The organism is Stenotrophomonas sp. C9D9, from assembly GCF_056491205.1.
Map to the genome: position 1 here is coordinate 310524 of NZ_JBSZIF010000003.1, position 25328 is coordinate 335851.

17 protein-coding genes are annotated in these 25328 nt (G+C 68.2%); 9 read left to right on the forward strand and 8 right to left on the reverse strand.

Features of this window, described 5'->3' with window-relative positions:
• Positions 1-82 precede the first annotated feature (82 nt).
• Positions 83-1030: a glutathione synthase gene (gene gshB, locus ACXI0D_RS03360; protein WP_014038187.1), complete on the forward strand. Its 948-nt coding sequence runs from the start codon at positions 83-85 to the stop codon at positions 1028-1030.
• Positions 1030-1914 carry an energy transducer TonB gene (locus ACXI0D_RS03365; protein WP_049442974.1) on the forward strand — a complete coding sequence of 295 codons (885 nt, stop codon included), beginning with the start codon at positions 1030-1032 and terminating at the stop codon, positions 1912-1914. Before gshB ends, ACXI0D_RS03365 begins: the two co-directional genes overlap by 1 nt.
• A gap of 262 nt (positions 1915-2176) precedes the next feature.
• On the opposite strand, the gene tsaB is transcribed toward ACXI0D_RS03365, so the two are convergent.
• From tsaB to ACXI0D_RS03400, 7 genes are all read right to left on the reverse strand, one after another.
• Positions 2177-2890 (reverse strand): tRNA (adenosine(37)-N6)-threonylcarbamoyltransferase complex dimerization subunit type 1 TsaB, encoded by a 714-nt coding sequence (gene tsaB / locus ACXI0D_RS03370; protein WP_075676828.1) that lies wholly within the window; start codon positions 2888-2890, stop codon positions 2177-2179.
• A gap of 9 nt (positions 2891-2899) precedes the next feature.
• Positions 2900-4948: a DNA repair helicase YoaA gene (locus ACXI0D_RS03375; RefSeq protein WP_119006995.1), complete on the reverse strand. Its 2049-nt coding sequence runs from the start codon at positions 4946-4948 to the stop codon at positions 2900-2902.
• 561 nt (positions 4949-5509) lie between these two features.
• Positions 5510-6046 (reverse strand): hypothetical protein, encoded by a 537-nt coding sequence (locus ACXI0D_RS03380; protein WP_049442971.1) that lies wholly within the window; start codon positions 6044-6046, stop codon positions 5510-5512.
• Positions 6043-8484, reverse strand: coding sequence for a penicillin-binding protein 1B (mrcB, locus tag ACXI0D_RS03385; RefSeq protein ID WP_101765945.1), 2442 nt, complete (start codon positions 8482-8484; stop codon positions 6043-6045). Before mrcB ends, ACXI0D_RS03380 begins: the two co-directional genes overlap by 4 nt.
• A 76-nt stretch (positions 8485-8560) precedes the next feature.
• Positions 8561-9514 (reverse strand): glycosyltransferase family 2 protein, encoded by a 954-nt coding sequence (locus tag ACXI0D_RS03390; protein ID WP_049442969.1) that lies wholly within the window; start codon positions 9512-9514, stop codon positions 8561-8563.
• 186 nt (positions 9515-9700) lie between these two features.
• Positions 9701-11272: a hypothetical protein gene (locus tag ACXI0D_RS03395; protein WP_479642302.1), complete on the reverse strand. Its 1572-nt coding sequence runs from the start codon at positions 11270-11272 to the stop codon at positions 9701-9703.
• Between the two features lie 30 nt (positions 11273-11302).
• Positions 11303-13459 (reverse strand): RelA/SpoT family protein, encoded by a 2157-nt coding sequence (locus tag ACXI0D_RS03400; protein ID WP_075676820.1) that lies wholly within the window; start codon positions 13457-13459, stop codon positions 11303-11305.
• A gap of 130 nt (positions 13460-13589) precedes the next feature.
• Here ACXI0D_RS03400 and ACXI0D_RS03405 point away from each other — a divergent pair, with 130 nt between their 5' ends.
• Positions 13590-14114 (forward strand): hypothetical protein, encoded by a 525-nt coding sequence (locus ACXI0D_RS03405; RefSeq protein ID WP_479642303.1) that lies wholly within the window; start codon positions 13590-13592, stop codon positions 14112-14114.
• A gap of 75 nt (positions 14115-14189) precedes the next feature.
• Here ACXI0D_RS03405 and hrpA read toward each other — a convergent pair whose 3' ends face one another.
• A complete protein-coding gene (gene hrpA, locus ACXI0D_RS03410; RefSeq protein ID WP_479642304.1) occupies positions 14190-18272 on the reverse strand; it encodes an ATP-dependent RNA helicase HrpA in 4083 nt (1360 codons plus the stop codon).
• Between the two features lie 86 nt (positions 18273-18358).
• On the opposite strand from hrpA, the gene ACXI0D_RS03415 reads away from it, so the two are divergent.
• The 6 genes from ACXI0D_RS03415 to ACXI0D_RS03440 all read left to right on the forward strand — a co-directional run bounded on the left by ACXI0D_RS03415 (position 18359) and on the right by ACXI0D_RS03440 (position 25307).
• The gene (locus ACXI0D_RS03415) at positions 18359-18907 is read left to right on the forward strand and encodes a Dps family protein (RefSeq protein WP_006439098.1); all 549 of its coding nucleotides are present in this window, start codon (positions 18359-18361) and stop codon (positions 18905-18907) included.
• A gap of 592 nt (positions 18908-19499) precedes the next feature.
• The gene (recQ, locus tag ACXI0D_RS03420) at positions 19500-21305 is read left to right on the forward strand and encodes a DNA helicase RecQ (RefSeq protein ID WP_119006647.1); all 1806 of its coding nucleotides are present in this window, start codon (positions 19500-19502) and stop codon (positions 21303-21305) included.
• Positions 21306-21459: 154 nt separating this feature from the next.
• Positions 21460-21843 (forward strand): CopL family metal-binding regulatory protein, encoded by a 384-nt coding sequence (locus ACXI0D_RS03425; protein ID WP_049442964.1) that lies wholly within the window; start codon positions 21460-21462, stop codon positions 21841-21843.
• Between the two features lie 75 nt (positions 21844-21918).
• Positions 21919-23706, forward strand: coding sequence for a copper resistance system multicopper oxidase (locus ACXI0D_RS03430; protein ID WP_479642305.1), 1788 nt, complete (start codon positions 21919-21921; stop codon positions 23704-23706).
• Positions 23703-24713 carry a copper resistance protein B gene (locus ACXI0D_RS03435; RefSeq protein ID WP_119006649.1) on the forward strand — a complete coding sequence of 337 codons (1011 nt, stop codon included), beginning with the start codon at positions 23703-23705 and terminating at the stop codon, positions 24711-24713. The genes ACXI0D_RS03430 and ACXI0D_RS03435 overlap by 4 nt, the downstream gene beginning before the upstream one ends.
• Positions 24714-24794: 81 nt before the next feature.
• Complete coding sequence (locus tag ACXI0D_RS03440; RefSeq protein ID WP_101765950.1) at positions 24795-25307, forward strand: GNAT family N-acetyltransferase; 513 nt, start codon at positions 24795-24797, stop codon at positions 25305-25307.
• Positions 25308-25328: the final 21 nt, after the last annotated feature.

Below are 25328 nucleotides of genomic sequence, written 5' to 3' on the forward strand. Positions count from 1 at the left end.
CGGACGCTGCGTTGCAGTACGGCGGGGAGGCGCGCGGCCGGCGTTGCCGCTACCATCAACGCCTTGCCTGACAGGTGCGCCCATGCCGTTGAACGTCATCGTGGTGATGGACCCCATCGCCCACATCAAGATCGCCAAGGACACCACCTTCGCCATGCTGCTGGAAGCCCAGCGCCGCGGCCATGCCCTGCACTACGTGCGGCCGGGCGGGCTGGCCCTGGAAGGTGGCGTGGCGGTGGCCCAGACCGCACCGCTGCAGGTTCGCGACGACCCGGCCGGCTGGTATGAGCTGGGCGCGTTCAGCCGTACCGAGTTCGGTCCCGGCCAGATCGTGCTGATGCGCAAGGACCCGCCGGTCGACGCCGAGTACATCTACGACACCCAGGTGCTGGACGTGGCCGCCGCTGCCGGTGCCTGCGTGGTCAACAACCCGCAGGGCCTGCGCGACTACAACGAGAAGCTGGCCGCCCTGCTGTTCCCGCAGTGCTGCCCGCCGACCCTGGTCAGCCGCGATGCCAAGGCGTTGAAGGCCTTCGCCCTGGAACACGGCCAGGCCGTGCTGAAGCCGCTGGATGGCATGGGTGGCCGCTCGATCTTCCGCAGCGGCCAGGGCGATCCGAACCTGAACGTGATCCTGGAAACCCTGACCGACGGCGGCCGCAAGCTGGCGCTGGCCCAGAAGTTCATTCCCGACATCACGGCCGGCGACAAGCGCATCCTGCTGGTCGACGGCGAACCGGTCGACTACTGCCTGGCGCGCATTCCCCAGGGCGACGAGTTCCGCGGCAACCTGGCGGCCGGCGGCCGTGGCGAAGGGCGCCCGCTGAGCGAGCGTGACCGCTGGATCGCCGGCCAGGTTGGCCCGGAGATGAAGCGTCGTGGCATGCGCTTCGTCGGCCTGGACGTGATCGGCGATTACCTGACCGAGGTCAACGTGACCAGCCCGACCTGCGTGCGCGAGCTGGACGCGCAGTACGGCCTGAACATCGCCGGCACCCTGTTCGACGCGCTCGAGGCCGGCCTGCGCTGATGGCGGCCGCACCTGCCGTCCTGCCCCCGCCGCCTCGCGAAGCGCAACGGCTGGGCGCGACCATCGCGCTGTCGGTCGTGGTCCACGCCCTGCTGATCCTGGGCGTGGGCTTTGCGGTGAAGGGCGACGCACCCCTGGTGCCGACGCTGGAGGTGATCTTCAGCCAGACCCGCACCGCACTGACGCCGAAGCAGGCCGATTTCCTTGCCGCCGCCAGCCAGGAAGGTGGTGGCGAGCACGACCGTGCGCAGCGCCCGCGCGACAACCAGGCCGGCATCGTGCCGCAGGCGCAGGCGGGGCTGAGCCCAGTGCCACAACAGCAGCAGTCGGCCGCGCCGGTTCCGCCGCCACAGGCACGCGTGGTGAGCAGCCGCAATGGCGAAGAGACGGTGGCCCAGGCCCAGCCGCGGCCGACACCGGAGCAGCCCGAACCGGATGCACCGCTGACCGCGCGCGAACAGCGCGACGCCGAGATGGCACGGCTGGCGGCCGAGGTGCATCTGCGTTCCGCGCAGTACGCCAAGCGCCCGAACCGCAAGTTCGTGTCGGCCAGCACGCGCGAATATGCCTATGCCAACTACCTGCGCGCCTGGGTCGACCGCGCCGAGCGCGTCGGCAACCTGAACTACCCGGACGAGGCCCGGCAGCGCCGGCTCGGCGGCCAGGTGGTGATCAGCGTGGGCGTGCGCCGCGATGGCAGCGTGGAAAGCAGCCGGATCCTGCGTTCAAGCGGGACACCGTTGCTGGATGAGGCGGCGTTGCGGGTGGTGCAGCTGGCGCAGCCGTTCCCGCCGCTGCCGAAGACCGAGGACGAGATCGACATCCTGCAGGTCACCCGCACGTGGGTGTTCCTGCCCGGCGGCACCCTGCACGACGACCGGTAGGGTTTTGTTGCCCGGGCCTGCGGCCCGGGACCCGCAGAGGCGACGGCCACAACCGAATCAACAGCAGAAGCGGCGGCGGAGATGCCGGACCTGGCGGGGCGGTGTGGGCTTGCAGGACACGCCGTAAACCCCCAGACCGGCCCAGCCGCTGGCGGCTGGGCCGGACCGCGGAGCGGGGTTCACGGCGTCCCCCGCGAACCCACCCCGCCCGGCCAAGCGCGGCTTTTGATTTACGCGATCAACCCACCCCGCCACGAGGGGCTCAGCCGTTGGCCTTCGCCTTCGCCTCGCGCGCCGCCTGCTGCTCGACCAGGGTCAGTGCCACGTTGTCGCGCAGGTAGGCCGGCTCGACCTTCTCCGGTGCGATGGCTTCACCGCGTGCGAAGGCCGGCACCGCCAGCGCCAGTACGTCCGACGCGCGCGGCAATGCGGCGGCATCGAATCCACGCAGGCCAGCCCCAAGTTGCGCCACCAGTGCGCCCTCGGCTGCGCCGAAACCGGTACCCACACCGTAGGCGGACAGCCCTTCCGGCAACGCCACCGCGGCAGGCGCGCATACGCGCTCGGCATCGCGCGCGACCGGCAGGCCGTCCACCCGCTCGAAACGTGCGACGTAGAGTTCGCCCATCCGCGCATCGATCGCCGACAGGATCTGCGTTTCTTCCGCCGGTGCCCGCAGCGCCAGCACCTGCAGCGTCGAGACCGGCAGCAGCGGGCGGTCCAGTGCCAGTGCGATGCCCTGGGCTATGGCAATCGCCAGGCGCACGCCAGTGAACGCACCCGGACCGCGACTGAGCGCGATACCATCGAGCTGGCGACGGCTGATGCCGGCGTCGGCCAGCAGCGCCTCGGCCCACGGCAGGCTCAGTTCGGCGTGCCGGCGCGGGGCGATCTCGAAGCGTTCCAGCACCTGCCCATCGACATGCAGGGCAACGGAACAGGCTTCGGTGGCGGTTTCAAAGGCGAGCAGTTTCATCGGATCAGGTCAGAACAAGGGGAACGTGGCACCGGGAGCCGGCTCCGGCCCTGCCGCAACGGCGGCCGGGACAGGCGCATCATCGGCCACGGGTAGCCATTGTGGCGTAAAGAAGGCCTGCACATCGGCCAGGCTGCGGGTGCGCCGGAACGGCGGCAGCGACTCAAGGAAGACCCGGCCGTAGCCGCGGTTGAGCAGGCGCGGGTCGCACAGCACCAGCACGCCCCGGTCGCTTTCGCTGCGGATCAGGCGGCCAACGCCCTGCTTCAGTGCGATCACCGCCTGCGGCAGCTGCTCGTCGCGGAACGGGTTGCCGCCCTGGCTGCGGATCGCCTCCAGCCGCGCCTCGTAGACCGGGTCATCCGGCGCCGCGAACGGCAGCTTGTCGATCATCACCACGCTCAGCGCTTCGCCGACCACGTCCACGCCCTCGCGGAAACTGGCCGAGCCCAGCAGCACGCCATTGCCCGATTCGCGGAAGCGCTGCAGCAGCGTCGCGCGTGGCGCCTCGCCCTGCACGAACAACGGCCACGGCCCGTCGCGCAGTGCCTCGGCGGCCTCACGCAATGCACGGTGCGAGGCGAACAACAGGAACGCCCTGCCCTGCGAGGCCTGCAACACCGGCCGTAGAGTCTGGATCAGCGCGGTGCCAAACCCGCGCGCCGCCGGATCGGGCAGGCCTTCGGGCAGGTAACACAATGCCTGCTCGGGCCAATTGAACGGACTCGGCTGGACCAGCGTGTGCGGATCGTCCAGGCCCAGGCGCGTGGCGATGTGGTCGAAGCCACCGCCAACGGTCAGCGTGGCCGAGGTGAAAATCCACGCCGCGCGGCTGCGCTCGCGATGCTCGCGCAGCGGGCCGGACACATCCATCGGCGTACGCTGGCAGCGGAAACCCCGCGGGGTGAGCTCATACCAGAGCACATCGGCGGCACTGGGAGTCTCCGCCGGATCGGTATCGAAATCGAGGGTGGGCTCATCATCGCCCAGCCAGCGCTGGAGCCGCGACACAGCTTCGCGCGCCCGCGCATGACAGGCGTCCAGGCCCGCCGCCGCTTCCCGCAGCGGCTGCAATGCCTGCTCCAGCGTCACCAGGCCGGCCATCACCGTATCGAATCCATCGCGCACCTGTGGCATCGCCAGCGCGCGCCACTGCGTACCACGTGGCGGCAGCCCCTCCATCGCCGAACGCAACGCCAGCAACGCCTGCTGCAACTGGTCGACCGGTTCCTGCAGGGCCGACTGCGCACCGCCCACGCCGCGTGCTTCGGCCAGGCAGTCGCGGCCCAGCTCCTGCCACGGGCGCATGCCGAAGCCTTCGCCGAAGAACTGCGCGGCCAACTCGGGCAGCTGATGCGCCTCGTCGATGACAAAGGCCTGCGCCCCCGGCAGCAACTCACCGAAGCCATCCTGCTTCAGTGCCAGGTCGGCCAGCAGCAGGTGATGGTTGACCACCACCACGTCGGCCGCCTGCGCACGCTGGCGCGCACGCACCACGAAACAGTCATCCCAGAACGGGCAATCGGTACCCAGACAGTTGTCGACGGTGGAGGTGACCATCGGCAGCAGCGGCGAGTCATCGGCCAGGCCTTCCAGTTCGGCGATGTCGCCGAACTCCGAGCGGCCGGACCAGGCCAGGATGCGCTGGAACTGCGCGGCCTGCTCGGGGCTGGAAAACCGCGGTTCACCCCGCGCCTGCTGCAGTCGGTAGCGGCACAGGTAATTCGCGCGTCCTTTCAGCAGCGCGCTGCGCAGGCCGACGCCCAGCGCCTGGCGCACACGCGGCAGGTCGCGGTGGTAGAGCTGGTCCTGCAGCGCGCGGGTGCCGGTGGAGATGATGGTGCGCAACCCGGACAGCAGCACCGGCACCAGATAGGCGAAGGTCTTGCCGGTGCCGGTACCAGCCTCGGCCAGCAGCAGGTCCCGCTGCTGCAGCGCATCGGCGATGGCTTCGGTCAGGTGCAGCTGTGCCGGACGCGGGACAAAGGCATCCAGGTGCGAGGCGAGCGCGCCGCCTTCGCTGAGGGCTTCGCGGCTGGCATGGACAAGGTCGGACATCAGAGGGAAAGGATACCCGGCCGGGCGCTGCCCGGCACCCGTTTCAAGCCGGAGCAACAGCAACAGCAACAGCAACAGCGGTGTTCATGGCTCTGGGTTGTACTGGGGACTGGCGGGGGACTGTGGGTTTGCGGGGACGCCGTAAACCCGTCCCTGGGGGCTTGGCCGCGGCATCCATGCCGCGGACACCCCGCAAACCCACAGTCCCCCGCCTCCGACAGTTTCCCGGTGACGGAGGGACGCACTTCGTAGCGTCGAGCTTGCTCGACTGGGATGTCAAAAGCGGTGGAGGGAACGGGAAGAACGATGAGTTACCGCGAGTGCGCGCAGCGTGCGACCCGCTTTTGATTTTGATTTTGTTCTTGCCTGCGGCCCGCGCGATGTATGGCGGGCCGGGTGGGTGGGGCGTGCAGGACCGTTGGCGCCATGGATGGCGCCATCGAGCCCCCAGGGATGGGTTTACGGCGTGTCCTGCACGCCCCACCCACACGGCCCATCACGACCATCCATCAGTGCGAGCGCTTGCCGCAGAGGGGGCAGCGCCCGATGGAGTGGAATAACTCAGTACCGCTTGATCCCCGGCACGGTGCAGCCTTCCAGCTGCGCATGCGCCGACACCGCATTCTCCTTCTCGCCCCGCGCCAGGCGCGACTGCTCGATCGTCGCCCAGTGCCGGCGGCACAGCGGCCCGGTCTTCGAACCCAGATCCACCGCCTTGCGCGCGAACGTCTCCGCCTGTGCCCACTGGCCCTGCAGCAGTGCCAGCTCGGCACGTTCCTGCAAAACCGCCGGGTCGCCGGCGACGATTTCCAGCGCATGGTCCAGGCTGCTGGCCGCGCCGGCCAGATCGTTTGCCTGGCGCTGCGCCTGTGCGGTCAACCGCAGGTCTTCCACCTGCGAATCACGCAGCGGCTGCACCGACAGTTCCTTGTCGTCCGGGCCTGCTGCTGCATCCACGGCAGCCAGGCGCTGCGCCGGCGTGGTGGTGTCGACCGGCTTGACCACCGGCGGTGCGCTGCTCACGCAGGCGGCCAAGGCCAGGCTGAGGCCGGTCAGGGCCAGGGGCTGCAGCAGGGATCGCATGTTCATCGGCATCATCGGCTCGGGGGAGGAGTAGCGGCGGCGGGTGCCGCGGCAGGTTCGGCAGGTGCTTCCGGCTTGCGGTCCAGGCCGAACCAGCTGCGCCAGCCACCGCCCTCGCCTTCGGCCCCGCCCTGCCCGTCCGGCGACACCGCCGGTGCGCACGGCGCATAGGCCGGCGCATAGCCAACCACGAACGGGAAACGACGCGCGCCGGGGCAGCCTTCATCGGTGCTGTTGAGGCCGGTGGGCGCCACCGACTGCCAATCCAGGCCCTTGTTGCTGACCCGCAGCGGCGCGCTCGGCAGGCGCTGGAAGATGCCCGACCAGACCCGCATCGCGCCGGTGGCGCCATACAGGCCGGCCTGCTCGTTCTGATCGTTGCCGATCCAGATCACCGCCAGATGATCACCGGTGTAGCCGGCATACCAGCTGTCACGGCCATCGTTGGTGGTGCCGGTCTTGCCGGCGGGCTGCAGGCGGCCGAGGCCATCGGCATTGAGCCGCTGCGCGGTACCGCTGGCGACCACCTGCTGCAGGCCGACACTGATCAGGTTGGCGGCAATCGAATCGCCTTCCTGCGCCGGTGCCGGGGTCTTGTCGTATCGCTTGAGCAGCTTGCCCTGCGGATCGAGCACGCCACGCACCGCGTGCAGCGGCTGGATCTCGCCGCCGGACGCAAGGAACTGGTACAGCTGCGCCATCGCGTACGGGCTCTGGTCGGTCGAGCCGAGGATCACCGCCGGGTTGGCCTCGGCCTTGATGCCGGCCAGCACGTGGATCAGCTGGGTCACGCGCTCGGGGCCGACCTGCATGCCCACGCGCACCGTGGCCTGGTTGTAGGAATGCGCCAGTGCGTCGATCAGGCGCACCGTGCCGTGGCTGCGGTTGTCCGCATTGCCGGGGTTCCAGTTGCGGCCGCGGCCGAGCTGCACCGTCACCGGCGAATCATCCACCCAGCTGGCCAGCGAATAGCGGTCCGGCTGCGCCAGGGCCAGCAGGTACACGAACGGCTTGAGCAGCGAACCGACCGGGCGCTGTGCCTCGATCGCGCGGTTGAAGCCGACCTCGGACACCTCGCGGCTGCCGATCACCGCCAGCACGTCACCGTTGTGCACGTCGGTCAACACCATGCCGGCCTGCAGTTCAGGGCGGCGCTGGCTTTCCAGCGACTTGATGGTGCGGGTTACCGCGCCTTCGGCATAGGCCTGCGCGGACGGCGACATGCCGGTCATCACGCTCAGGCCCGCGCCCTGCAGCGCCGATTCCGGATAGTCATGGCCGAGCTGGCGGCGAACCAGGTCAACGTAGGCGGGGAAGCGGTTGGCTGCCACCAGGCCCGGCGTCTTGGGCACGCCCAGCGGTGCCTTCAGCGCGCGCTGGTACTCGGCATCGTCGATCAGCGTGGCCTCGTGCAGCTTGCCCAGCACGAAGTTGCGGCGATCCAGCGCGCGCTCCGGGTTGCGCCGCGGGTCGTAGAAGGACGGGCCCTTGACCAGGCCGATCAGCAGTGCGATCTGCTCGGTCTCCAGCGACTGCAGGTCACGGCCGAACCAGAACTCGGCGCCGGAAGACATGCCATGGATCGCCTGGCTGCCGCGCTGGCCCAGGTACACCTGGTTGAGGTAGGCCTCGAAAATGGTGCGCTTGTCGTAGCGCGCTTCCATGATCAGTGCGTACAGCACCTCATTGAACTTGCGGGTGACCGTCTGTTCCTTGCCGATGCCGAGCAGGCCGCTGCGGGCCAGCTGCTGGGTCAGCGTCGAAGCGCCCTGGCGGCTCTGGCCACCGGAACGGATCGTCACCCACACCGCGCGCGCGATGCCGGACAGGTCGATGCCGTGATGGCGGTTGAAATCCTTGTCTTCCACTGCCTGCAGGCCCGTCACCAGCAGATCCGGCGCCTCGTCCATGCGGATCAGGCGGCGCTCTTCCTGCTTCTGGCCGTACAGGGTGGCGATGCGCGCCGGATCCAGCCGCGCGGCCTTCAGCGCCTTGCGGTTGTCAGCGTCGCGCAGCGAGGCCACGCCGCCGTCGGCCAGCGACAGCTCCACCCGGCGCGGGGCCACCCGGCCGTCAACGTCGTTGAAGCCGCGGCTGGAGATGACGAAGCGCCCGCCGTTCACCGCATAGGTGGCCGGCTCCTTGCCCTGCCCGTCATCGCGGTAGGCAGAGGCGGCCAGCTCGGTCTTCAGCGTGGACGCATCCATCGCCTTGCCGGGAGTCAGCACCAGCGGGCGCGCGTACACGCGCGTCGGGATCTGCCAGCGCAGTTCACCGAAACGCTGGGTCACCTGTTGGTTCAGGTACAGCGTATAGGGGATGAGGAAACCCAATCCCAACGCGACCGCAGCCATGCTCCAGGTGATCAGCCGGCGCCGCCACAGCGGACCGTTGTCCTGCTGGTCGTCGTCGTCGAAATCGTCGATGTCGTCGGAATCGTAGCGTCGGGGCACGGGAGAAGCATGGCAGGGGCGTCAGCGGAGTCTACCCCAGCCCATTTCCCCAAGGCAGGTTCACCAAACTGCCTGTTCAGTGATTTACCGGAGGCAGGGGCCCGGCCTTGCCCCGAAGCCCATCCCACAGCCCTCTCAACATGAACCGCAACCGAATCCAGCGAGGGGCGAGGAACACGCCGTTGCCTACCAGCTTCAGCAGCAGGCGCGGCACATCCTGGGCAATCCACACCCGTGGCGTATAGGCACGCGCGTAGAGCAGAACGCGATTGCGCATGATGAAGTAAAGGCGGAAGGGCTTGTGCACGATCACGCCATCCGGCTTCGTACGTGATGGCAGCAGCTCCTCGCCGATGCTATGGGTCATCTGCGCGTCGCAGATGCCATACAGGGAATAACCATGGCGCTTGGCCCTGAAACACCAGTCCATGTCCAGGTTGTCAATGAACAGGGATTCGTCCATTGCACCGATATCCTGCAATGCCGACATCGGCACCAGCGAACCGGAGGTAATGAGGAAATCGCAGGAGATGCGCTGGCCCGCTCCCCCCCGCAACTTGTGGTTGAACGGGAAGCCAAAGCGAACGAACGGGGCAAGCATGCCACTGCGCGAATCGCGGAACTGCGGGCCGACAGCGGCCACGCGCTCTGCGCGGGCCAATTCGATCAGTGCAGTCCCCAGGACATCCACCATCCCTGGCGCCAGCACACTGTCCTGATCCATCAGCAGCACATAGGCAAAGCCGAGCGCCTGTGCCCGCTCATAGGCCCGGTTCAAGGCACTCCCGAGGCCAACGTTGTGCGCCGAGGCAACTACGCTGATTCCGCCCTTTCCGGCCAGCAGTTCGTCGACATCAACACCCGTGCTGCCATTGTCGAACACCACAAGATGCCCCACCTGCTGCAGCACACTGTCAACCACCCGCCGCAACAGGTCCGGCTCGGGCCCATAGGTGACGATGACAGCGCAGACAAGGGAGGCATCGAAGGCGGACCCCGGACCGGGTCCCTGCGGAATCACTGGATTCATGACGTCATGTCGCTGGCTGCGGAACGCAGGCTGTGTGAAAAACGATGAAAACGACCGAAGGCCATCTCCCGCCAAACCTGCAGCAATAACATTGACAGCAAGACTGACAACTCACTGCACCGCTTGAGCGTGATGCAGCGGCTGGACTATACCCGACCAGTACGACCTGCACGAATCCTGTCGATATCAGTGTGGTCGCAGCTCACCACCGGCGCGGCGCAGGCGGTCTTCGAATGCCGGCAGTTCGGCCAGGTCGGGTTGCAGCAAGCGCGCCTGTTCGGCGGCGTGCGCAGCGAAGGCCAGGTCGCCATTGCCGAGCCGTTCGCTGCCGATCGCCAGCCAGCGCTGGGCCAACCGCAGCCGCGCCGAGGGCAGCCCGGCCGCAGTCGGTGACAGGGTCTGCCAGGCCTGCAGGCAGGCGCCTGCCGCCTGTACACGATTCTGACGCAGATTGTCGTCGAAGCAGCGGCGGCTGGCGGGCAGCAGGCGCGCGGCGGCGGCCTTCACCCGCACGTCGCGAGGGGCCAGTGACTGGGCTTCGCGCAGCGCGTCGAATGCGCTGTGCCCCGGTGGGCTGATCCATTGCCCTGCACGCTCGGCACGCTCGATCTTCCGCAGATGGTCGCGCAGCTGGCGTTCGCGCTGCGCCGTGCTGGTCGCCGGCTGCTGCAGGGCCCGTTGTGCCTGCTGCGCGCGCTGCAGGCGCTGCGTCAATTGCTGTCGGATTGCCTGCGAAGCCCCCAGCTCCGCCGCCAGGGCCGCATCGCGTTGCGCCGCATCGAACTGGAAGTCGTCGGCGGATGTCTGGCTACGCGCGACCACCGCCTGCAGTGCCTGCTCACGCCCGCGCTGTGCATTCGGATCATCGGCAGCCACCGCAAGCACTGCCAGGAAGCCCTTGGCCGCGGCTTCCAGCTGCTGTCGCTGCAACGCACGCTGCGCCTGCCGCAAGCGCTGGTCCACCGCGCGTGCCAGGGCTTCCTCGCTGGCCGGCAGATCGGCATGACCGGCATCGAACTGGCGGGCACGACGCAGGATCACGGCCGCCTCGGCCAGCTCTCCGCGCCCCGCCAGCGTGCGCGCCTGCAGCAGCAGGTCGCTCAGCGCATCTTCGCGCCCTTCCAGCGCCGGCAGGTTGTCCGGCTGCAGGGCAAGGATGCGCTGGAACAAGGGCAACGCACTGCTGTCGCCGTCATCCAGGCGTCCGGCCGCGAACGCGTTGCGCGCCTGTGCCAACAACGCACCAATACCCGCTCCGGCACTGCGTCGCGCCTGCAGCTGGCGGGCGACCGCATCGGCTTCGCCCTGCGGCACCTGCAGCTCACGCGCCAGTGCCAGTGCCTGCGCGCTGCCGTCCAGGTCATCGGCCTGCAGGCGATCGCGCGCCTGTTGCAGCGCTGCCGCACCGGTATTGGCCAGGCCCTGGCGCGCCTGCGGACGATCACCGTCCAGCGCCAGCACTGCCTGGTAACGCTCACGCGCACCACTGCCGTCGGCATCGCTCAGGCGACCGGCGGCCAATGCACGATCCCCCTCGGCCAGCAGTTGTTCGATCTGCGGCTCGTCCCAGAACCAGTCTGCCAACGGCTTGCGCAGCAGGACCAGCAGCACGAACACGGCCAGCGCCGCGAGCAGCGCCCAGCGCCAGATCCGGCGCGCATGGCGCGCCTGCAGCCACCACCAACGGCCCTCGCGACGGACGCGGTCCAGCGCAGGATGTTCAGCGCCATGCGGGCGATGCGGGGGCTCGCGTTCCATGCGTGCAGGGTAGCCGGGGCAGCGTGAAGCTCAGCCGAGGCGACGCGCCTCGCTCACGCCCGGCAGCGCATCCAGCTTGCCCAGCAGGGTCGACAACTGCCCGTAGTCGCTGACCTTCAGCCGCAGCCGCAGATGGGCGCGGCCACTGTTGCGCACGTTGTCGCTGTGGATGTCGAGCACGTAGGCGTCTTCCTGGGCGATCAGGTTGGTGATGTCCTTCAGCAGCCAGCGGCGGTCGACGGCAGTGACCACCACGTCCACTTCATAGCCACCGCCGGCCTGGCCCCATTCCACCGGCAGGATGCGCTGCGGGCTGGTGGCGGCCAGCCGGGCCAGCGCGGCACAGTCTGCACGGTGCACGGTGACACCACGGCTACGGGTCAGGTAACCGACGATCGGCTCGCCGGCCACCGGCTGGCAGCAGCGTGCCAGCTGCACCAGCAGGTTGCCCACGCCCTGCACGGTGAACTTGGACTTGCCTAGGTTCTCGCGGCGCGCGGTCGGCCGCGGCAGGCTCGGCGCGGGCGCCGGCTGGCTGGCGGCACGCTCTGCTTCCAGCAGCGTACGGCTGACCTGGTTCGGGCCGGTATCGCCCAGCGCCACCTGGATGTACAGGTCATCGACACTGTCGGCATGGAACTTCTTCGCGGCGACGGCCAGGTCCGAGTGCTGCAGGCCCAGCCGCTTCAGTTCGCGCTCGAGCAGCTCGCGACCGGCCTGCACGTTGCGCGCACGGTCGAGCTTGTGGAACCAGCTGCGTACCTTCTCGCGCGAGCGGTTGCTGGCCAGGAAGCCGTTGGCTGGCATCAGCCAGTCGCGGCGCGGGTCGGCCTCCTTGCCGGTCAGGATCTCGACGCGATCGCCGCTGCGCAGCCGATAGGTCAGCGGCACGATACGGCCGTTGACCTTGGCGCCGCGGCAGCGGTGCCCGACCATGGTGTGCACCTGGTAGGCGAAATCGAGCGGCGTAGCACCCTGCGGCAGGTCCAGCACTTCGTCCTTCGGGCTCAGCGCGTAGACCCGGTCCTCGGTCAGCTCGGCATCGAGCGCCCCGGCCAGTTCATTGCCCTGCCCGTCCTGCGCCTGTTCCAGCAGCTGGCGCATCCAGGTGATCTTGCGGTCGAAGGACTTCTCCGCGCCCTTGCCACCTTCCTTGTACTTCCAGTGCGCGGCCACGCCCAGCTCGGCCTGCGAGTGCATCTCGTGGGTACGGATCTGTACTTCGATGGTGCGCCCTTCCGGACCGACCACGGCGGTGTGCAGCGAGCGATAGTCATTGGCCTTGGGCCGGGCGATGTAATCATCGAATTCGCTCGGCACCGGCGCCCACAGCGCGTGCACCACGCCCAGCGCGGCGTAGCAGGCGGCGACGTCGTCGACCATCACGCGCACCGCACGGATGTCATACAGCTGGTCGAAGGCCAGCCGCTTCTTCTGCATCTTCCGCCAGATGCTGTAGATGTGCTTCGGGCGGCCACTGACTTCGGCCTTGATGCCCTGGGCGACCAGCTCGCGCGACAACACCTTCTTGACGTTCTCGACGTAGCGCTCGCGGGCGATGCGGGTTTCGTCCACCTCGCGGGCGATACGGCGGTAGGTCTCCGGCTCCAGGTGGCGGAATGCCAGGTCCTCCAGCTCCCACTTCAGCTGCCAGATGCCCAGGCGGTTGGCCAGGGGCGCGTGGATATCGCGGGTCAGCTGGGCCAGCGCACGGCGCTGCTCTTCGTCCAGCTTGTCGGCCGCACGCATCCGCGCCAGCTGGCGTGCCAGCAGGATCGGCACCACGCGCAGGTCGCGGATGATCGCCAGCAGCAGCCGGCGCAGGCCTTCACTGTTGCGTCCGGCCTCGCGGCCGGCATGCAGTGCCCACACCGGGTCGGCGGCGTCCTGGCCATCAAGCAGGCCGATCACTGCCGCCTTGTGGCTGCCCAGCGGCAGCTGGTCCAGGCTGGCGCGCAGGCCCGGCAGGTCGAACAGCAATGCTGCCACCACCGCTCCCTCGTCAGCCGAGAGCATCGCCAGCGCATCGAGGGTATCGCCCAGCACCGACCAGGTGGCGCGCATCTGGTGGTCGCAGTCCGGCGCTTCCCAATGCTCGCGCAGGGCCTGGCGCAGCGGAGCAGGCAGCACGGCTGCCGAGGGACGGTTCAACAAGGCATCCAGGCCAGGGACGGAAGCGCGGTTCACAGCATCGAGCAGGCAAGACAGAGGCCCCTACACTAGCGCCGGCGCCGTTCAGGGACAATCACCGCGGCCACCATCACCCGGCATGAAGACATGCCGCTACACTCGCCAGCACACCCAGGAGAGACCTGCCATGCCTTCGATTGCCCTGCGCGTCCGTCCCCGGATGCTGGCCTGTGCCGCCGTGCTGCTGTCCCTTTCCGCGCCAGCGCTGGCCCAGCGCGTGGTGGAGGGCGACCTGCAGCAGCAGATGTCGCCCGCTGAGTTCAAGGCCGCCGGTCTGGAAAAGCTCAGTGCCAACGAACTGGCCACGCTCAATCGCTGGCTGCAGGGCAAAGTGGAGGCGGCCACCATCCAGGCCGTCGCCGCAGCGCGCGAAGAAGGCCGCCAGGAAGTGATCAAGAAGAACCGCGGCTTCTTCGATTTCGGCAGCAGCGAGCCGATCGAAAGCACCCTGCAGGGCGAATTCCGTGGCTTCAGCCAGGGCCGCCGCTACGTGCTGCAGAACGGCCAGGAGTGGGAGCAGATTGATGCCACGCACTATTCCGGTGGCCGCAAGGAAGCTCCGAAGGTCAGCATGCGCCCGGGCGTGATGGGGGCCTGGTACATGAAGGTGGACGGTGTGAACGTGCAGCCGAAGGTTCGCCGCGCCAAGTAACACCCGGGCATTCCAGCCGCGCCGGGTCCATGCCCGGCGGCAATGGCCGCCCGATGGGGCGGCCATTGCACGCATTTACGCCTGGCGCAGTGCGGCCACCCGCTGCGCCAGCTTCTTCGCCGAGATGCCGGTACGTGCGCCCAGCTCCTGGGCGAACAGCGATACCCGCAGTTCTTCCAGGTCCCAGCGCAGGGCCTGCCACTGCGGCCGCTCGCGCAACCCCTGCTGCTCGCCCGTCTCCAGCGCCTCCAGGAACGGATGCAGTTCCAGCATGCGCGCCTGGTCGCGCGGCGGATCACGCTTGGCGCGCTCGGTGCGCAGGATCATCGCCTTCAGGTAGCGCGGGTACTGCGCCAGCGCGTCGGCCGGCGTATCGCGCAGGAAGCCGGGATGGATCAGGCCGACCAGCTGCGCTTCCATATCGTCCAGGTTGCCGCGCGCCCAGCCCATCAACGGTGCTTCCAGCATCGGCTTCAGTTCTGCCACCAGCGCCAGGATGCTCTCGGCCAGCTTCAGTCGCGACATCGCCTCGCCAAACAGGGCCTTGGCGGCATGCTCGCGGCGCTGCTCGAAGGCCGCCGCATCGCGGATGTCTTCCAGGCCCTCGGCCAGCACTGCGTTCATCGCCGCATCGACCAGGTCACCGCGCAGGCGCTCCTGCGATTCGATGGCGGCATACAGCAGGCCGGTCTTGGCACCGACCGGCAACTGCTTGCGTGCCTGCTTCACCTTCTCGGCCAACGCGATCTCCAGCAGCCGGCGCACACCCAGCGGGTGGGCCTCCTGCGCCTGCAGGCGGTCGGCGAAGATGCGCAGCGCCACGCTGTCGCCCTCGTCCAGCAGCGCCGGATAGGCCGGTACGCCGGCTTCGCCGGGCACCTGCAGCGGAACCGGTGTGGCCGGGAACGTGCGCAGGCCATCGGCCGCCATCTCGCGGCCAGCACGTGCAGCGAAGGCATCGCCGGCACGGCCGCCGAACTTCGCGCGCAACGCATCGAGGTCGCGCGAGGTCGCGAGCACCTTGCCCTGTTCGTCGCGCAGGCGCAGATTCATGTGCAGGTGCGGTTCGATCGAACCGGGTTCGAAATCGAGCGCGGTCACCGTGGCGCCGGTGGCGCGTGACAGGAAGCGCGCCAGTTCGCCGGTGATGGCATCGGCGCTGGGCTGCGGGAACGCCTCGTAGAACGCGCGGCCGAAGTCCGGCGCCGGCACGTAGTTGCGGCGCATCGCCTTGGGCAGGCTGCGGATCAGTGCCGAGGCCTTGTCGGCAACGAAGCCCGGCGCCAGCCAGCCCAGCTGCACCGGATCCAGCGCATTGAGCAGGTGCAGCGGCACGTCCAGGGTCACGCCGTCATCGTCGGCCCCCGGCTCGAAGCGGTAATGCAGCGGCAGGCGTGCCTGGCCCAGCGCCAGGTACTTCGGGTAGCGCTCCTGTTCGCTGCCCTCGCCCGGCAACAGGTCGACCAGCGACCAGTGCAGGGTCTTGCGCTGTTCCGGTGCAAGCCCCTTCCACCAGGTATCCAGTCCTGCGGCCGAATGGATCTGCGGCGGCACCCGGTCCAGGTACCAGCGCGCCTGCCAGTCCTCGTCGGCCACGATGCCGGCGCGGCGCAGCTTGGCTTCTTCCTCGCGGGCGATCTCCAGCACTTTCTGGTTGTCGGCCACGAAACTGGCGCGGGTGTTGATCTCGCCGGTCACCAGCGCCTGGCGCACGAAGATGTCATGCGCTTCGCCCGGTTCGATGCGGCCGTAGTGCACCGGCTTCTTTGGCGCCAGCACCAGGCCGAACAGGCTGATCTGCTCGGAGGCCAGCACCTGGCCCTGCGCGCGCGACCAGTGCGGATCGAAGTGCTTGCGCAGCAGCAGGTGCGGCAACTCGGCGATGACCCAGTCCGGCTCGATCGCGGCCAGGGTCATGCCCCACACCTTCTGCGTATCCAGCAGGTTGGCCACCAGCAGCCACGGCGGCGGCCGCTTGGACAGCGCCGAACCCGGGAACGGCAGGAAACGGCGCTGGCGTGGCGCCTGGAAATCGCCCTTCTCGGTGCGGTGACCGATCTGCGTCGGCAGGCCTGCCACCAGCGCGCGGTGCAGGGTCTGGTACGCAGCGGCACGCACGCGCTCGCTGAAACCGCCGCCCACCGGCGCCTGTTCCTTCTGTGCACGCACGGCCAATGGCGCCGGCGCCGCTTCGGCCTTGCCTTCGCGGGCCAGCCGCGCGGCACGGTGCAGCTGGCCACGGGTGGCTTTCACTGCGGCGGCATCATCACGCGCCGGGGCCGGTGCACTGCTGCCGGCCAGCAGCGGTGCCATCGAGGCATCACTGGCTTCTTCCTTCCAGCCCAGTTCCTCGCACAGCAGGCGCAGCTGGCGGTGCAGCTCGCGCCACTCGCGCATACGCAGGAAGCCGAGGAAGTGACGACCGCACCAGTCGCGCAGCTTGGATTGGGTCAGGTCTTCGTGGGCCTGCCGGTAGGCGTCCCACAGGCGCAGCACTCCGACGAATTCCGAACGCCCATCGGCGAACTGCGCATGCGCGCTGTCGGCCGCGCCGCGCGCTTCGGGCGGGCGTTCGCGCGGGTCCTGGATGCCCAGGAACGAGGCAATCACCAGCATCGGCCGCAGGCAGCCGGCGGCCTGCGCGGCGACCAGCATGCGCGCCAGCTTCACGTCCACCGGCAGGCGTGCCATCTGCTTGCCAATGGTGGTCATTCGCCGCTCGGCGTCGATCGCGCCCAGTTCGGTCAGTTGCTGCCAGCCGTCGGCCACCGCGCGCTCATCCGGCGCTTCCAGGAACGGAAACTCCTCGATGCGGCCCAGGCCCAGCTGCAGCATGCGCAGGATCACCCCGGCCAGGCTGGAGCGGCGGATTTCCGGATCGGTGAATTCCGGCCGTGCCTGGAAGTCGGCCTCGGCGTACAGGCGGTAGCAGATGCCCTCGGCGATACGGCCGCAGCGGCCCTTGCGCTGGTTTGCGCTGGCCTGCGAGATCGGCTCGATGTGCAGGCGGTCCAGCTTGTTGCGCGGGCTGTAGCGCTTGACGCGGGCGAAGCCCGGATCGACCACGTAACGGATGCGCGGCACCGTCAGCGAGGTTTCCGCCACGTTGGTGGCCAGCACGATGCGCCGGTTCGGCCCGGGATTGAACACCCGGTCCTGGTCCTGGTTGGACAGGCGCGCGTACAGCGGCAGTACCTCGGTATTACGGTACTTGCGCCGTTCCAGCGACTGGTGCGCATCGCGGATCTCGCGCTCGCCCGGCAGGAAGATCAGCACATCGCCACGCGCATCCAGGCGGGTGATCTCGTCGATGGCCGACACGATGGCGTCGTTGACGGTGCGTTCGCCCTGGTCTTCGCCCTCGCCTTCCAGCGCGCGATAGCGCACTTCCACCGGGTAGGTGCGGCCTTCAACGCTGATCACCGGCGCATTGTCGAAATGCTGGGCGAAGCGTTCGGTGTCGATCGTGGCCGAGGTGACGATCAGCTTCAGGTCCGGGCGCTTGCGCAGCAGCTGCTTCAGGTAGCCCAGCAGGAAGTCGATATTGAGGCTGCGTTCGTGCGCCTCGTCGACGATGATCGTGTCGTAGTTCGACAACCAACGGTCACTGGCGATCTCCGCCAGCAGGATGCCGTCGGTCATGAACTTGATGCGGCTGTCTTCGCTGACCTTGTCGTTGAAGCGCACCTGGTAGCCGACCAGCTGGCCCAGTTCGCTCTGCAGTTCCTGCGCCACGCGGCTGGCCACCGCACGTGCGGCAATCCGTCGCGGCTGGGTGCAGCCGATCATGCCGGCCTGGCCACGGCCTGCGGCCAGGCACAGTTTCGGCAGCTGGGTGGTCTTGCCCGAGCCGGTTTCACCGGCGATCACCACGACCTGGTGGTCGCGGATCAGCCCGATGATGGCGTCGGCTTCACGCGCAATCGGCAGCTGCGGGTCCAGAGTAATGGACGGCTGCTGCTGCGCCCGTGTCATTCGGCGCTGCACCGATGCCTGCAAGGCCTGCTCGAAGGTGGCGGCCAGTGCCGCATCCTGTGGCTTGGCCTGGCAACGCGAGAGCATCCCCAGCAAACGGCCCCGGTCGCGGCTCATGGCGCCGTCGATGGCGGCACGCTGTTGGCGCAGGCGGGGCGATGGATTTTTATCGATAGAGTTCATCAATCGGTTCGTTCAAAACTTTGAAAGCGACCAGTCATCACGACCGGTTTATTGTGAAGGCCAACGATTCCACAAGGAGGAACCCCATGGCGAAGACCAAGAGCACGACCAAGGCCAAGACCGGCAAGCAGAAGCTTGCAGCGGCGGCACCGTCGGCGCCGAACATCGATATCGGGATCACCCAGGGCGACCGCAAGAAGATCGCCGACGGTCTGTCGCGCTTCCAGGCCGATGCGTTCACGCTCTACCTGAAGACGCACAACTTCCACTGGAACGTGACCGGGTCGATGTTCAACTCGCTGCACACCATGTTCGAGACGCAGTACACCGAGCAGTGGGCTGCACTGGACGACGTGGCCGAGCGCATCCGCGCGCTGGGCTTCAATGCCCCGGGCTCCTACCGGGAATTCGCTGCGTTGACCTCGATCGCCGAGGAACCGGGCCTGACCGACAGTGCGGACTGGCGTGAAATGGTACGCCAGTTGGTGGTCGCCAACGAAGCGGTCTGCCGTACGGCACGTGAAGTGCTGGACGTGGCGGCCAAGGGTGACGACGCCCCGACCGAGGATCTGATGACCCAACGCCTGCAGACGCACGAGAAGTACGCCTGGATGCTGCGTTCCCTGCTCCAGTAAGGTTTGAGGGGGGGCGGCAGGGCTTGCAGCCCTGCACCCGCAGAGGCAACGGCAACGGCAACAGCCGGAGCAAAAGCTGGTTTCCTGTGGGTAGGCGGGGTGGGTCCGGTGGCAGGGGACGCCGTAAACCCCGCTCCGCGGTCCGGCCCAGCCGCTGGCGGCTGTGCGTTCGGGCGCTTGCGAAGCAGTGCTTCGCAAGCAAAGCGCCCTCACCCATGGGGGCTTGGCCGCGGTATCCATGCCGCGGACACCCCTGCCACCGGCCCCACCCCGCCTTCGACAGGTCTCCGCGATCTGCCGGCAAAGCCATTGGGGTCAGATCCGTTTTCCTGCGGAAAATGGATCTGACCCATTTTGTTTGTCGATATCTGACAGATTTCATCCACGCATGGCGTGGATCTACTGGCCACCGGGCCAAGTCTGGGGGAGAGCCCCCTGAGTCAGGGGGCGGCCGCGAAGCGGCGGGGGTCTGGGAGCTGGTAAGTGGGCCCGCGTTTCGCGCAGCGAAGCGTGGGAGCGGCAGCGCGCATGCGATGGCGCGTTCCCAGGGCGCAGCCCTGCCGAGACACCCCCGCCGGGGTAAACTAGCCGGATGGCTTCCCGTCCCGCGCACGACCTGCTCCAACGCGTCTTTGGTTACGACGATTTCCGTGGTCCCCAGCAGGACATCGTGGAGCATGTGGCTGCCGGTCACGATGCCCTCGTGCTGATGCCCACCGGCGGTGGCAAATCGCTGTGCTACCAGGTCCCGGCCCTGCTGCGTGACGGTTGCGGCATCGTCATCTCGCCGCTGATCGCGCTGATGCAGGACCAGGTCGAAGCCCTGCGCCAGCTCGGCGTGCGTGCCGAATACCTGAACTCGACCCTCGACGCCGAGACCGCCGGCCGCGTCGAGCGCGAGCTGCTCGCGGGTGAGCTGGACATGCTCTATGTCGCCCCCGAGCGGCTGCTGACCGGTCGCTTCCTGTCGCTGCTGTCGCGCAGCCAGATCGCCCTGTTCGCCATCGACGAAGCACACTGCGTGTCGCAGTGGGGCCATGATTTCCGCCCCGAGTACCGCCAGCTGACCGTGCTGCACGAACGCTGGCCGCAGATCCCGCGCATCGCGCTGACCGCGACCGCCGATCCGCCGACCCAGCGCGAGATCGCCGAGCGCCTCGATCTGCAGGAAGCGCGCCACTTCGTCAGCTCCTTCGACCGCCCCAACATCCGCTACACCGTGGTGCAGAAGGACAACGCCCGCAAGCAGCTGACCGATTTCCTGCGCGGCCACCGTGGCGAGGCCGGCATCGTCTACTGCATGTCGCGGCGCAAGGTCGAGGAGACCGCCGAATTCCTCTGCGGACAGGGCTTCAACGCCCTGCCCTACCATGCCGGCCTGCCGCCGGACGTGCGCGCGAACAACCAGCGCCGCTTCCTGCGCGAGGACGGCATCGTGATGTGCGCCACCATCGCCTTCGGCATGGGCATCGACAAGCCGGACGTGCGCTTCGTGGCGCATACCGACCTGCCGAAGTCGATGGAAGGCTACTACCAGGAAACCGGCCGCGCCGGCCGCGATGGTGAGGCCGCCGAAGCCTGGCTGTGCTACGGCCTCGGCGACGTGGTGCTGCTCAAGCAGATGATCGAGCAGTCCGAGGCCGGTGAAGAGCGCAAGCAGCTGGAGCGGGCCAAGCTCGACCACCTGCTGGGCTACTGCGAATCCATGCAATGCCGCCGCCAGGTGCTGCTGGCCGGCTTCGGCGAGACCTACCCCCAGCCCTGCGGCAACTGCGACAACTGCCTGACACCACCGGCCTCCTGGGACGCCACCATTCCTGCACAGAAAGCGCTGAGCTGCGTCTACCGCAGCGGCCAGCGCTTCGGTGTCGGCCACCTGATCGACATCCTGCGTGGCAGCGAGAACGAGAAGGTGAAGCAGCAGGGCCATGACAAGCTCAGCACCTATGCGATCGGCCGCGACCTGGATGCACGCACCTGGCGCAGCGTGTTCCGCCAGTTGGTCGCCGCCAGCCTGCTGGAAGTGGACAGCGAGGGCCACGGTGGCCTGCGCCTGACCGATGCCAGCCGCGACGTGCTGACCGGCCGTCGCCAGATCAGCATGCGCCGCGATCCCGCCAGCAGCACCAGTGGCCGCGAGCGCAGTGCGCAGCGCACCGGCTTGTCGGTGCTGCCGCAGGATCTGGCCCTGTTCAAAGCCCTGCGCGGCCTGCGTGCCGAACTGGCCCGCGAACAGAACGTGCCGGCGTTCGTGATCTTCCACGACAGCACCCTGCGCAACATTGCCGAACAGCGCCCGACCAGCCTGGATGCGCTGGCCCGGGTCGGCGGCATCGGTGGCACCAAGCTGAGCCGCTACGGCCCGCGCCTGGTCGAGATCGTGCGCGAAGAAGGTTGACGCCGGGCTTCCTGCAGAGCCGGGGCGACGCTCGGCTGCCGTTGCCGCAGAAGCAGCCGAGCATGGGCTCGGCTCTACACTGGTGCTGCTCCAATCTTGAACCGGCCATTCAGCCGGAAGTGCATCCGCGCCCACTTGCAGCTAGATTAGCGCCATGTCCCTGGCCTCGACCCTGCTCCGTGTCGTGCTCATGCTCAGCCTGTTGCTCAACGGGCTGAACGCGGCCATGGCCAGCGGTCACGAGGAAATGGGCCGGATGGCCCACGCCGCAGCCGCTGCTGTTGATGGCGGCACCCCTGATTGCCACCACCACGCCGGCATGCAGGCCGACCCGGCCCCACAGGCCAAGGCCCCGCCCCACGACGCCCACTGCCAGATCAAGGACTGCGTGCGCAGCTGCGCCCAGCACCCGCTGCTGGTGGTGCTGCCGCTGCCGGTCATGGCCGGCCCGGCACTGTCACTGGCACCGCAGCCGATGCCGGCCACTGGCCGTCCGGCGCCGCCGCTGCCGCCGATCTCTCGTCCTCCCATCGGCTGATTCCACACGCACCGTGCGCCCTGCGCACCGTAGCCGGCCGCCTGCCGGCGTCTTTACGTGTCTGGAGTCACCACCATGAATACCCGCATTCCCCCCGGTCCGGGCGCTGTGCCCATGCCGTCGCGCCGCCTGTTCGTACAGGGCCTGGCCGCCGGCGGCGTGGTTGCCGGCATCGCCGCTGTCGGTGTGCCGCAGCGCGCGCTCGCCGCCGCCACGGCCGCCCCACGCCTGGCCGGCGCCCCCGCCGTGCTCAGCGACACCCGCATCGAACTGGCCATCGGCGAATCGCTGGCCAACTTCACCGGCCGCACCCGCCCGGCGATCACCGTCAATGGATCGCTGCCGGCACCGATCCTGCGCTGGCGCGAGGGCCAGACCGTGGACCTGTTCGTGCGCAACACGCTGGAACGCCACCCGACCTCGATCCACTGGCACGGCATCCTGCTGCCGGCCAACATGGACGGTGTGCCGGGCCTGAGCTTCAACGGCATCGGCCCCGGTGAGACCTACCACTACCACTTCGAGCTGAAGCAGTCGGGTACCTACTGGTACCACAGCCACTCGATGTTCCAGGAGCAGGCCGGCCTGTACGGCGCGCTGATCATCGATCCCGCCGAGCCGGCGCCGTACCGGCACGACCGCGAGCACGTGATCATGCTGTCCGACTGGACCGACATGGACCCGGGCGCGCTGTTCCGCCGCATGAAGAAGCTGGCGGCGTACGACAACTACTACATGCGCACGCTGCCGGACTTCCTGCGCGACGTGAAGCGCGACGGCTGGTCGGCGGCGCTGTCCGACCGCGGCATGTGGGGACGGATGCGGATGACGCCGACCGACCTGTCCGACGTCAACGCCAACACCTATACCTACCTGATGAACGGCACTGCCCCGGCGGGCAACTGGACCGGGCTGTTCCGCAGTGGCGAGAAGGTGCTGCTGCGCTTCATCAACGGTGGGTCGATGACCTACTTCGACGTGCGCATTCCTGGTTTGAAGATGACCGTGGTCGCCGCCGATGGCCAGTACATCCATCCGGTGAGCATCGATGAGTTCCGCATCGCCCCGGCCGAGACCTACGACGTGCTGGTGGAACCGAGCGGCCAGGATGCCTACACGATCTTCTGCCAGGACATGGGCCGCACCGGCTACGCCGCCGGCACACTGGCCGTACGTCATGGCCTGCAGGCGCCGATTCCCGAGCGCGACCCCCGCGTGCTGCTGACCATGGCCGACATGGGCCACGGCATGTCGGGGCACGACATGGGCGGCGGTGGCCACGGCGGCCACGACATGGCCGCGATGAAGGGAATGGAAGGTGGCTGCGGCGCCAGCAAGGCGCCGAAGCACCCGGCCAGCGAGCGCAACAACCCGCTGGTGGACATGCAGAGTTCGGCCACCGAACCGAAGCTGGACGACCCCGGCATCGGCCTGCGCGACAACGGCCGCCAGGTGTTGACCTACGGTGCGATGCGCAGCCTGTTCGAGGATCCCGATGGCCGCGAACCCAGCCGCGAGATCGAGCTGCACCTGACCGGCCACATGGAGAAGTTCTCCTGGTCGTTCGATGGCATTCCGTTCGCCAGCGCCGAACCGCTGCGGCTGAACTACGGCGAACGCATGCGCATCGTGCTGGTCAACGACACCATGATGCAGCACCCGATCCACCTGCACGGCGTGTGGAGCGATCTGGAAAACGCGCAGGGCGAGTTCCAGCTGCGCAAGCACACCATCGACATGCCACCCGGCACCCGCCGCAGCTACCGCGTGCGCGCCGATGCGCTCGGCCGCTGGGCCTACCACTGCCATCTGCTGTACCACATGGAAGCGGGCATGATGCGCGAAGTGAGGATCGAAGAATGAGCCGCTCACTGCTTTCCGCCAGCCTGCTGGCGCTGGGCCTGGCCGCCGCGCTGCCGGTGTTCGCGCAGTCGCACGAAGGTCATGACATGACCGCGATGGATCCGCCGGCGAAGACCGCGAAGACGCCGGTCGCACCGGTCGATCATTCGAAGATGGATCCGGGCGCGATGGACCACTCAGCCATGGATCACTCGAAGATGGACCATGGCGCGATGCAACCGGCGGCGATGGACAACACCACAATGGACCCTTCCAGGATGGATCATGCGGCGATGGGTCACGGCACGCCCGCGCCCACCGAACCGCGCGAACCCATCCCGGTACCGACCGATGCCGACCGTGCCGCTGCCTTCCCGCCCATCGCCCACGGTGCGATGGAGCATGCGCCGGAGATCAACAGCCTGCTGCTGATCGACCGCCTCGAACACTGGGATGGCAAGAGCAGCAACGGCCAGGCCTGGGAGGCGACCGGTTGGATCGGCGGCAACATCAACCGCCTGTGGCTGCGCACCGATGGCGAACGCAGTCGTGGCCGCACCGAATCGTCGTCACTGGAAGCGCTGTACGGCCGCAGCGTGTCGCCGTGGTGGGACGTGCTGGTCGGCGTGCGCCAGGACTTCCGCCCGGCCGACTCGCGCACCTGGGCAGCGGTCGGCATCCAGGGCCTGGCGCCGTACAAGTTCGAAAGCTCGGCCACGTTGTACATGGGCTCCGGTGGCCAGGTGCTGGCCAAGGCCGAGGTTGAGTATGACGTGCTGCTGACCAACCGTTTGATCCTGCAACCGCTGCTGGAAGCCACCGTCGCGGCCAGGGATGAACCGGAGTACGGCATTGGTCGCGGACTGAACAAGGTGGAGGCCGGTCTGCGCCTGCGCTATGAGTTCAGCCGCCGCTTCGCGCCGTACATCGGCATCAGCCACGAACGCACGTTTGGCGACACCGCCGACTACGCCGGTGACCACGCGCGCGACACACGCTGGGTGGCCGGCGTGCGCATGTGGTTCTGAGCAGCGGTTCGTGAGCAATGGCCAGCCCCGGCAGTCGCCGGGGCCGGCTACACTGCGCCACGCTCCATTGCAGGCCCCGCCATGTCGTTGCAGATCCGCCGCGCCACCCTTGCCGATGTCGACGCCCTGTCGGCGATCGCCATCACCACCTACAACGAAACCTGGGGCGACTCGTACCCGGCGCAGGAGCTGCATGATTTCCTGCAGGCGCACTACAGCCGCGAACCGCAGCGCATCGAACTGTCCGACCCACGCAGTGCCATCTGGCTGCTGATGGACGATGAAACCGTGGTCGGCTATCTGGCGGCCGGTGCCAACACCCTGCCGCATGCGGATGCACGCGAAGGCGATATCGAGCTGAAGCGGTTCTACATCCTGGCCGCGCACCAGAACGGCGGCCACGGCGCGCGCCTGATGGACGCGTTCATGACCTGGCTGGACCAGCCGCAGCGCCGCACCCTGTGGGTGGGCGTGTGGGAGGAGAACTTCGGTGCGCAGCGCTTCTATGCACGCTATGGCTGCGAAAAGGCTGGCGAGTACGACTTCATCGTCGGCGACACCCACGACCGCGAGTTCATCCTGCGCCGGGCGTGATCATGCGATCCATGCAGCGTC

Excerpts from the sequence above, each read along its gene's own strand:
- gshB (WP_014038187.1), top strand. The coding sequence starts at position 83 with ATGCCGTTGAACGTCATCGTGGTGATGGACCCCATCGCCCACATCAAG.
- tsaB (WP_075676828.1), bottom strand. The coding sequence starts at position 2,890 with ATGAAACTGCTCGCCTTTGAAACCGCCACCGAAGCCTGTTCCGTTGCC.
- ACXI0D_RS03365 (WP_049442974.1), top strand. The coding sequence starts at position 1,030 with ATGGCGGCCGCACCTGCCGTCCTGCCCCCGCCGCCTCGCGAAGCGCAA.
- ACXI0D_RS03430 (WP_479642305.1), top strand. The coding sequence starts at position 21,919 with ATGAATACCCGCATTCCCCCCGGTCCGGGCGCTGTGCCCATGCCGTCG.
- ACXI0D_RS03375 (WP_119006995.1), bottom strand. The coding sequence starts at position 4,948 with ATGTCCGACCTTGTCCATGCCAGCCGCGAAGCCCTCAGCGAAGGCGGC.
- ACXI0D_RS03425 (WP_049442964.1), top strand. The coding sequence starts at position 21,460 with ATGTCCCTGGCCTCGACCCTGCTCCGTGTCGTGCTCATGCTCAGCCTG.
- ACXI0D_RS03390 (WP_049442969.1), bottom strand. The coding sequence starts at position 9,514 with ATGAATCCAGTGATTCCGCAGGGACCCGGTCCGGGGTCCGCCTTCGAT.
- ACXI0D_RS03415 (WP_006439098.1), top strand. The coding sequence starts at position 18,359 with ATGGCGAAGACCAAGAGCACGACCAAGGCCAAGACCGGCAAGCAGAAG.
- hrpA (WP_479642304.1), bottom strand. The coding sequence starts at position 18,272 with ATGAACTCTATCGATAAAAATCCATCGCCCCGCCTGCGCCAACAGCGT.
- recQ (WP_119006647.1), top strand. The coding sequence starts at position 19,500 with ATGGCTTCCCGTCCCGCGCACGACCTGCTCCAACGCGTCTTTGGTTAC.
- ACXI0D_RS03405 (WP_479642303.1), top strand. The coding sequence starts at position 13,590 with ATGCCTTCGATTGCCCTGCGCGTCCGTCCCCGGATGCTGGCCTGTGCC.
- ACXI0D_RS03435 (WP_119006649.1), top strand. The coding sequence starts at position 23,703 with ATGAGCCGCTCACTGCTTTCCGCCAGCCTGCTGGCGCTGGGCCTGGCC.
- ACXI0D_RS03380 (WP_049442971.1), bottom strand. The coding sequence starts at position 6,046 with ATGATGCCGATGAACATGCGATCCCTGCTGCAGCCCCTGGCCCTGACC.
- ACXI0D_RS03440 (WP_101765950.1), top strand. The coding sequence starts at position 24,795 with ATGTCGTTGCAGATCCGCCGCGCCACCCTTGCCGATGTCGACGCCCTG.
- ACXI0D_RS03395 (WP_479642302.1), bottom strand. The coding sequence starts at position 11,272 with ATGGAACGCGAGCCCCCGCATCGCCCGCATGGCGCTGAACATCCTGCG.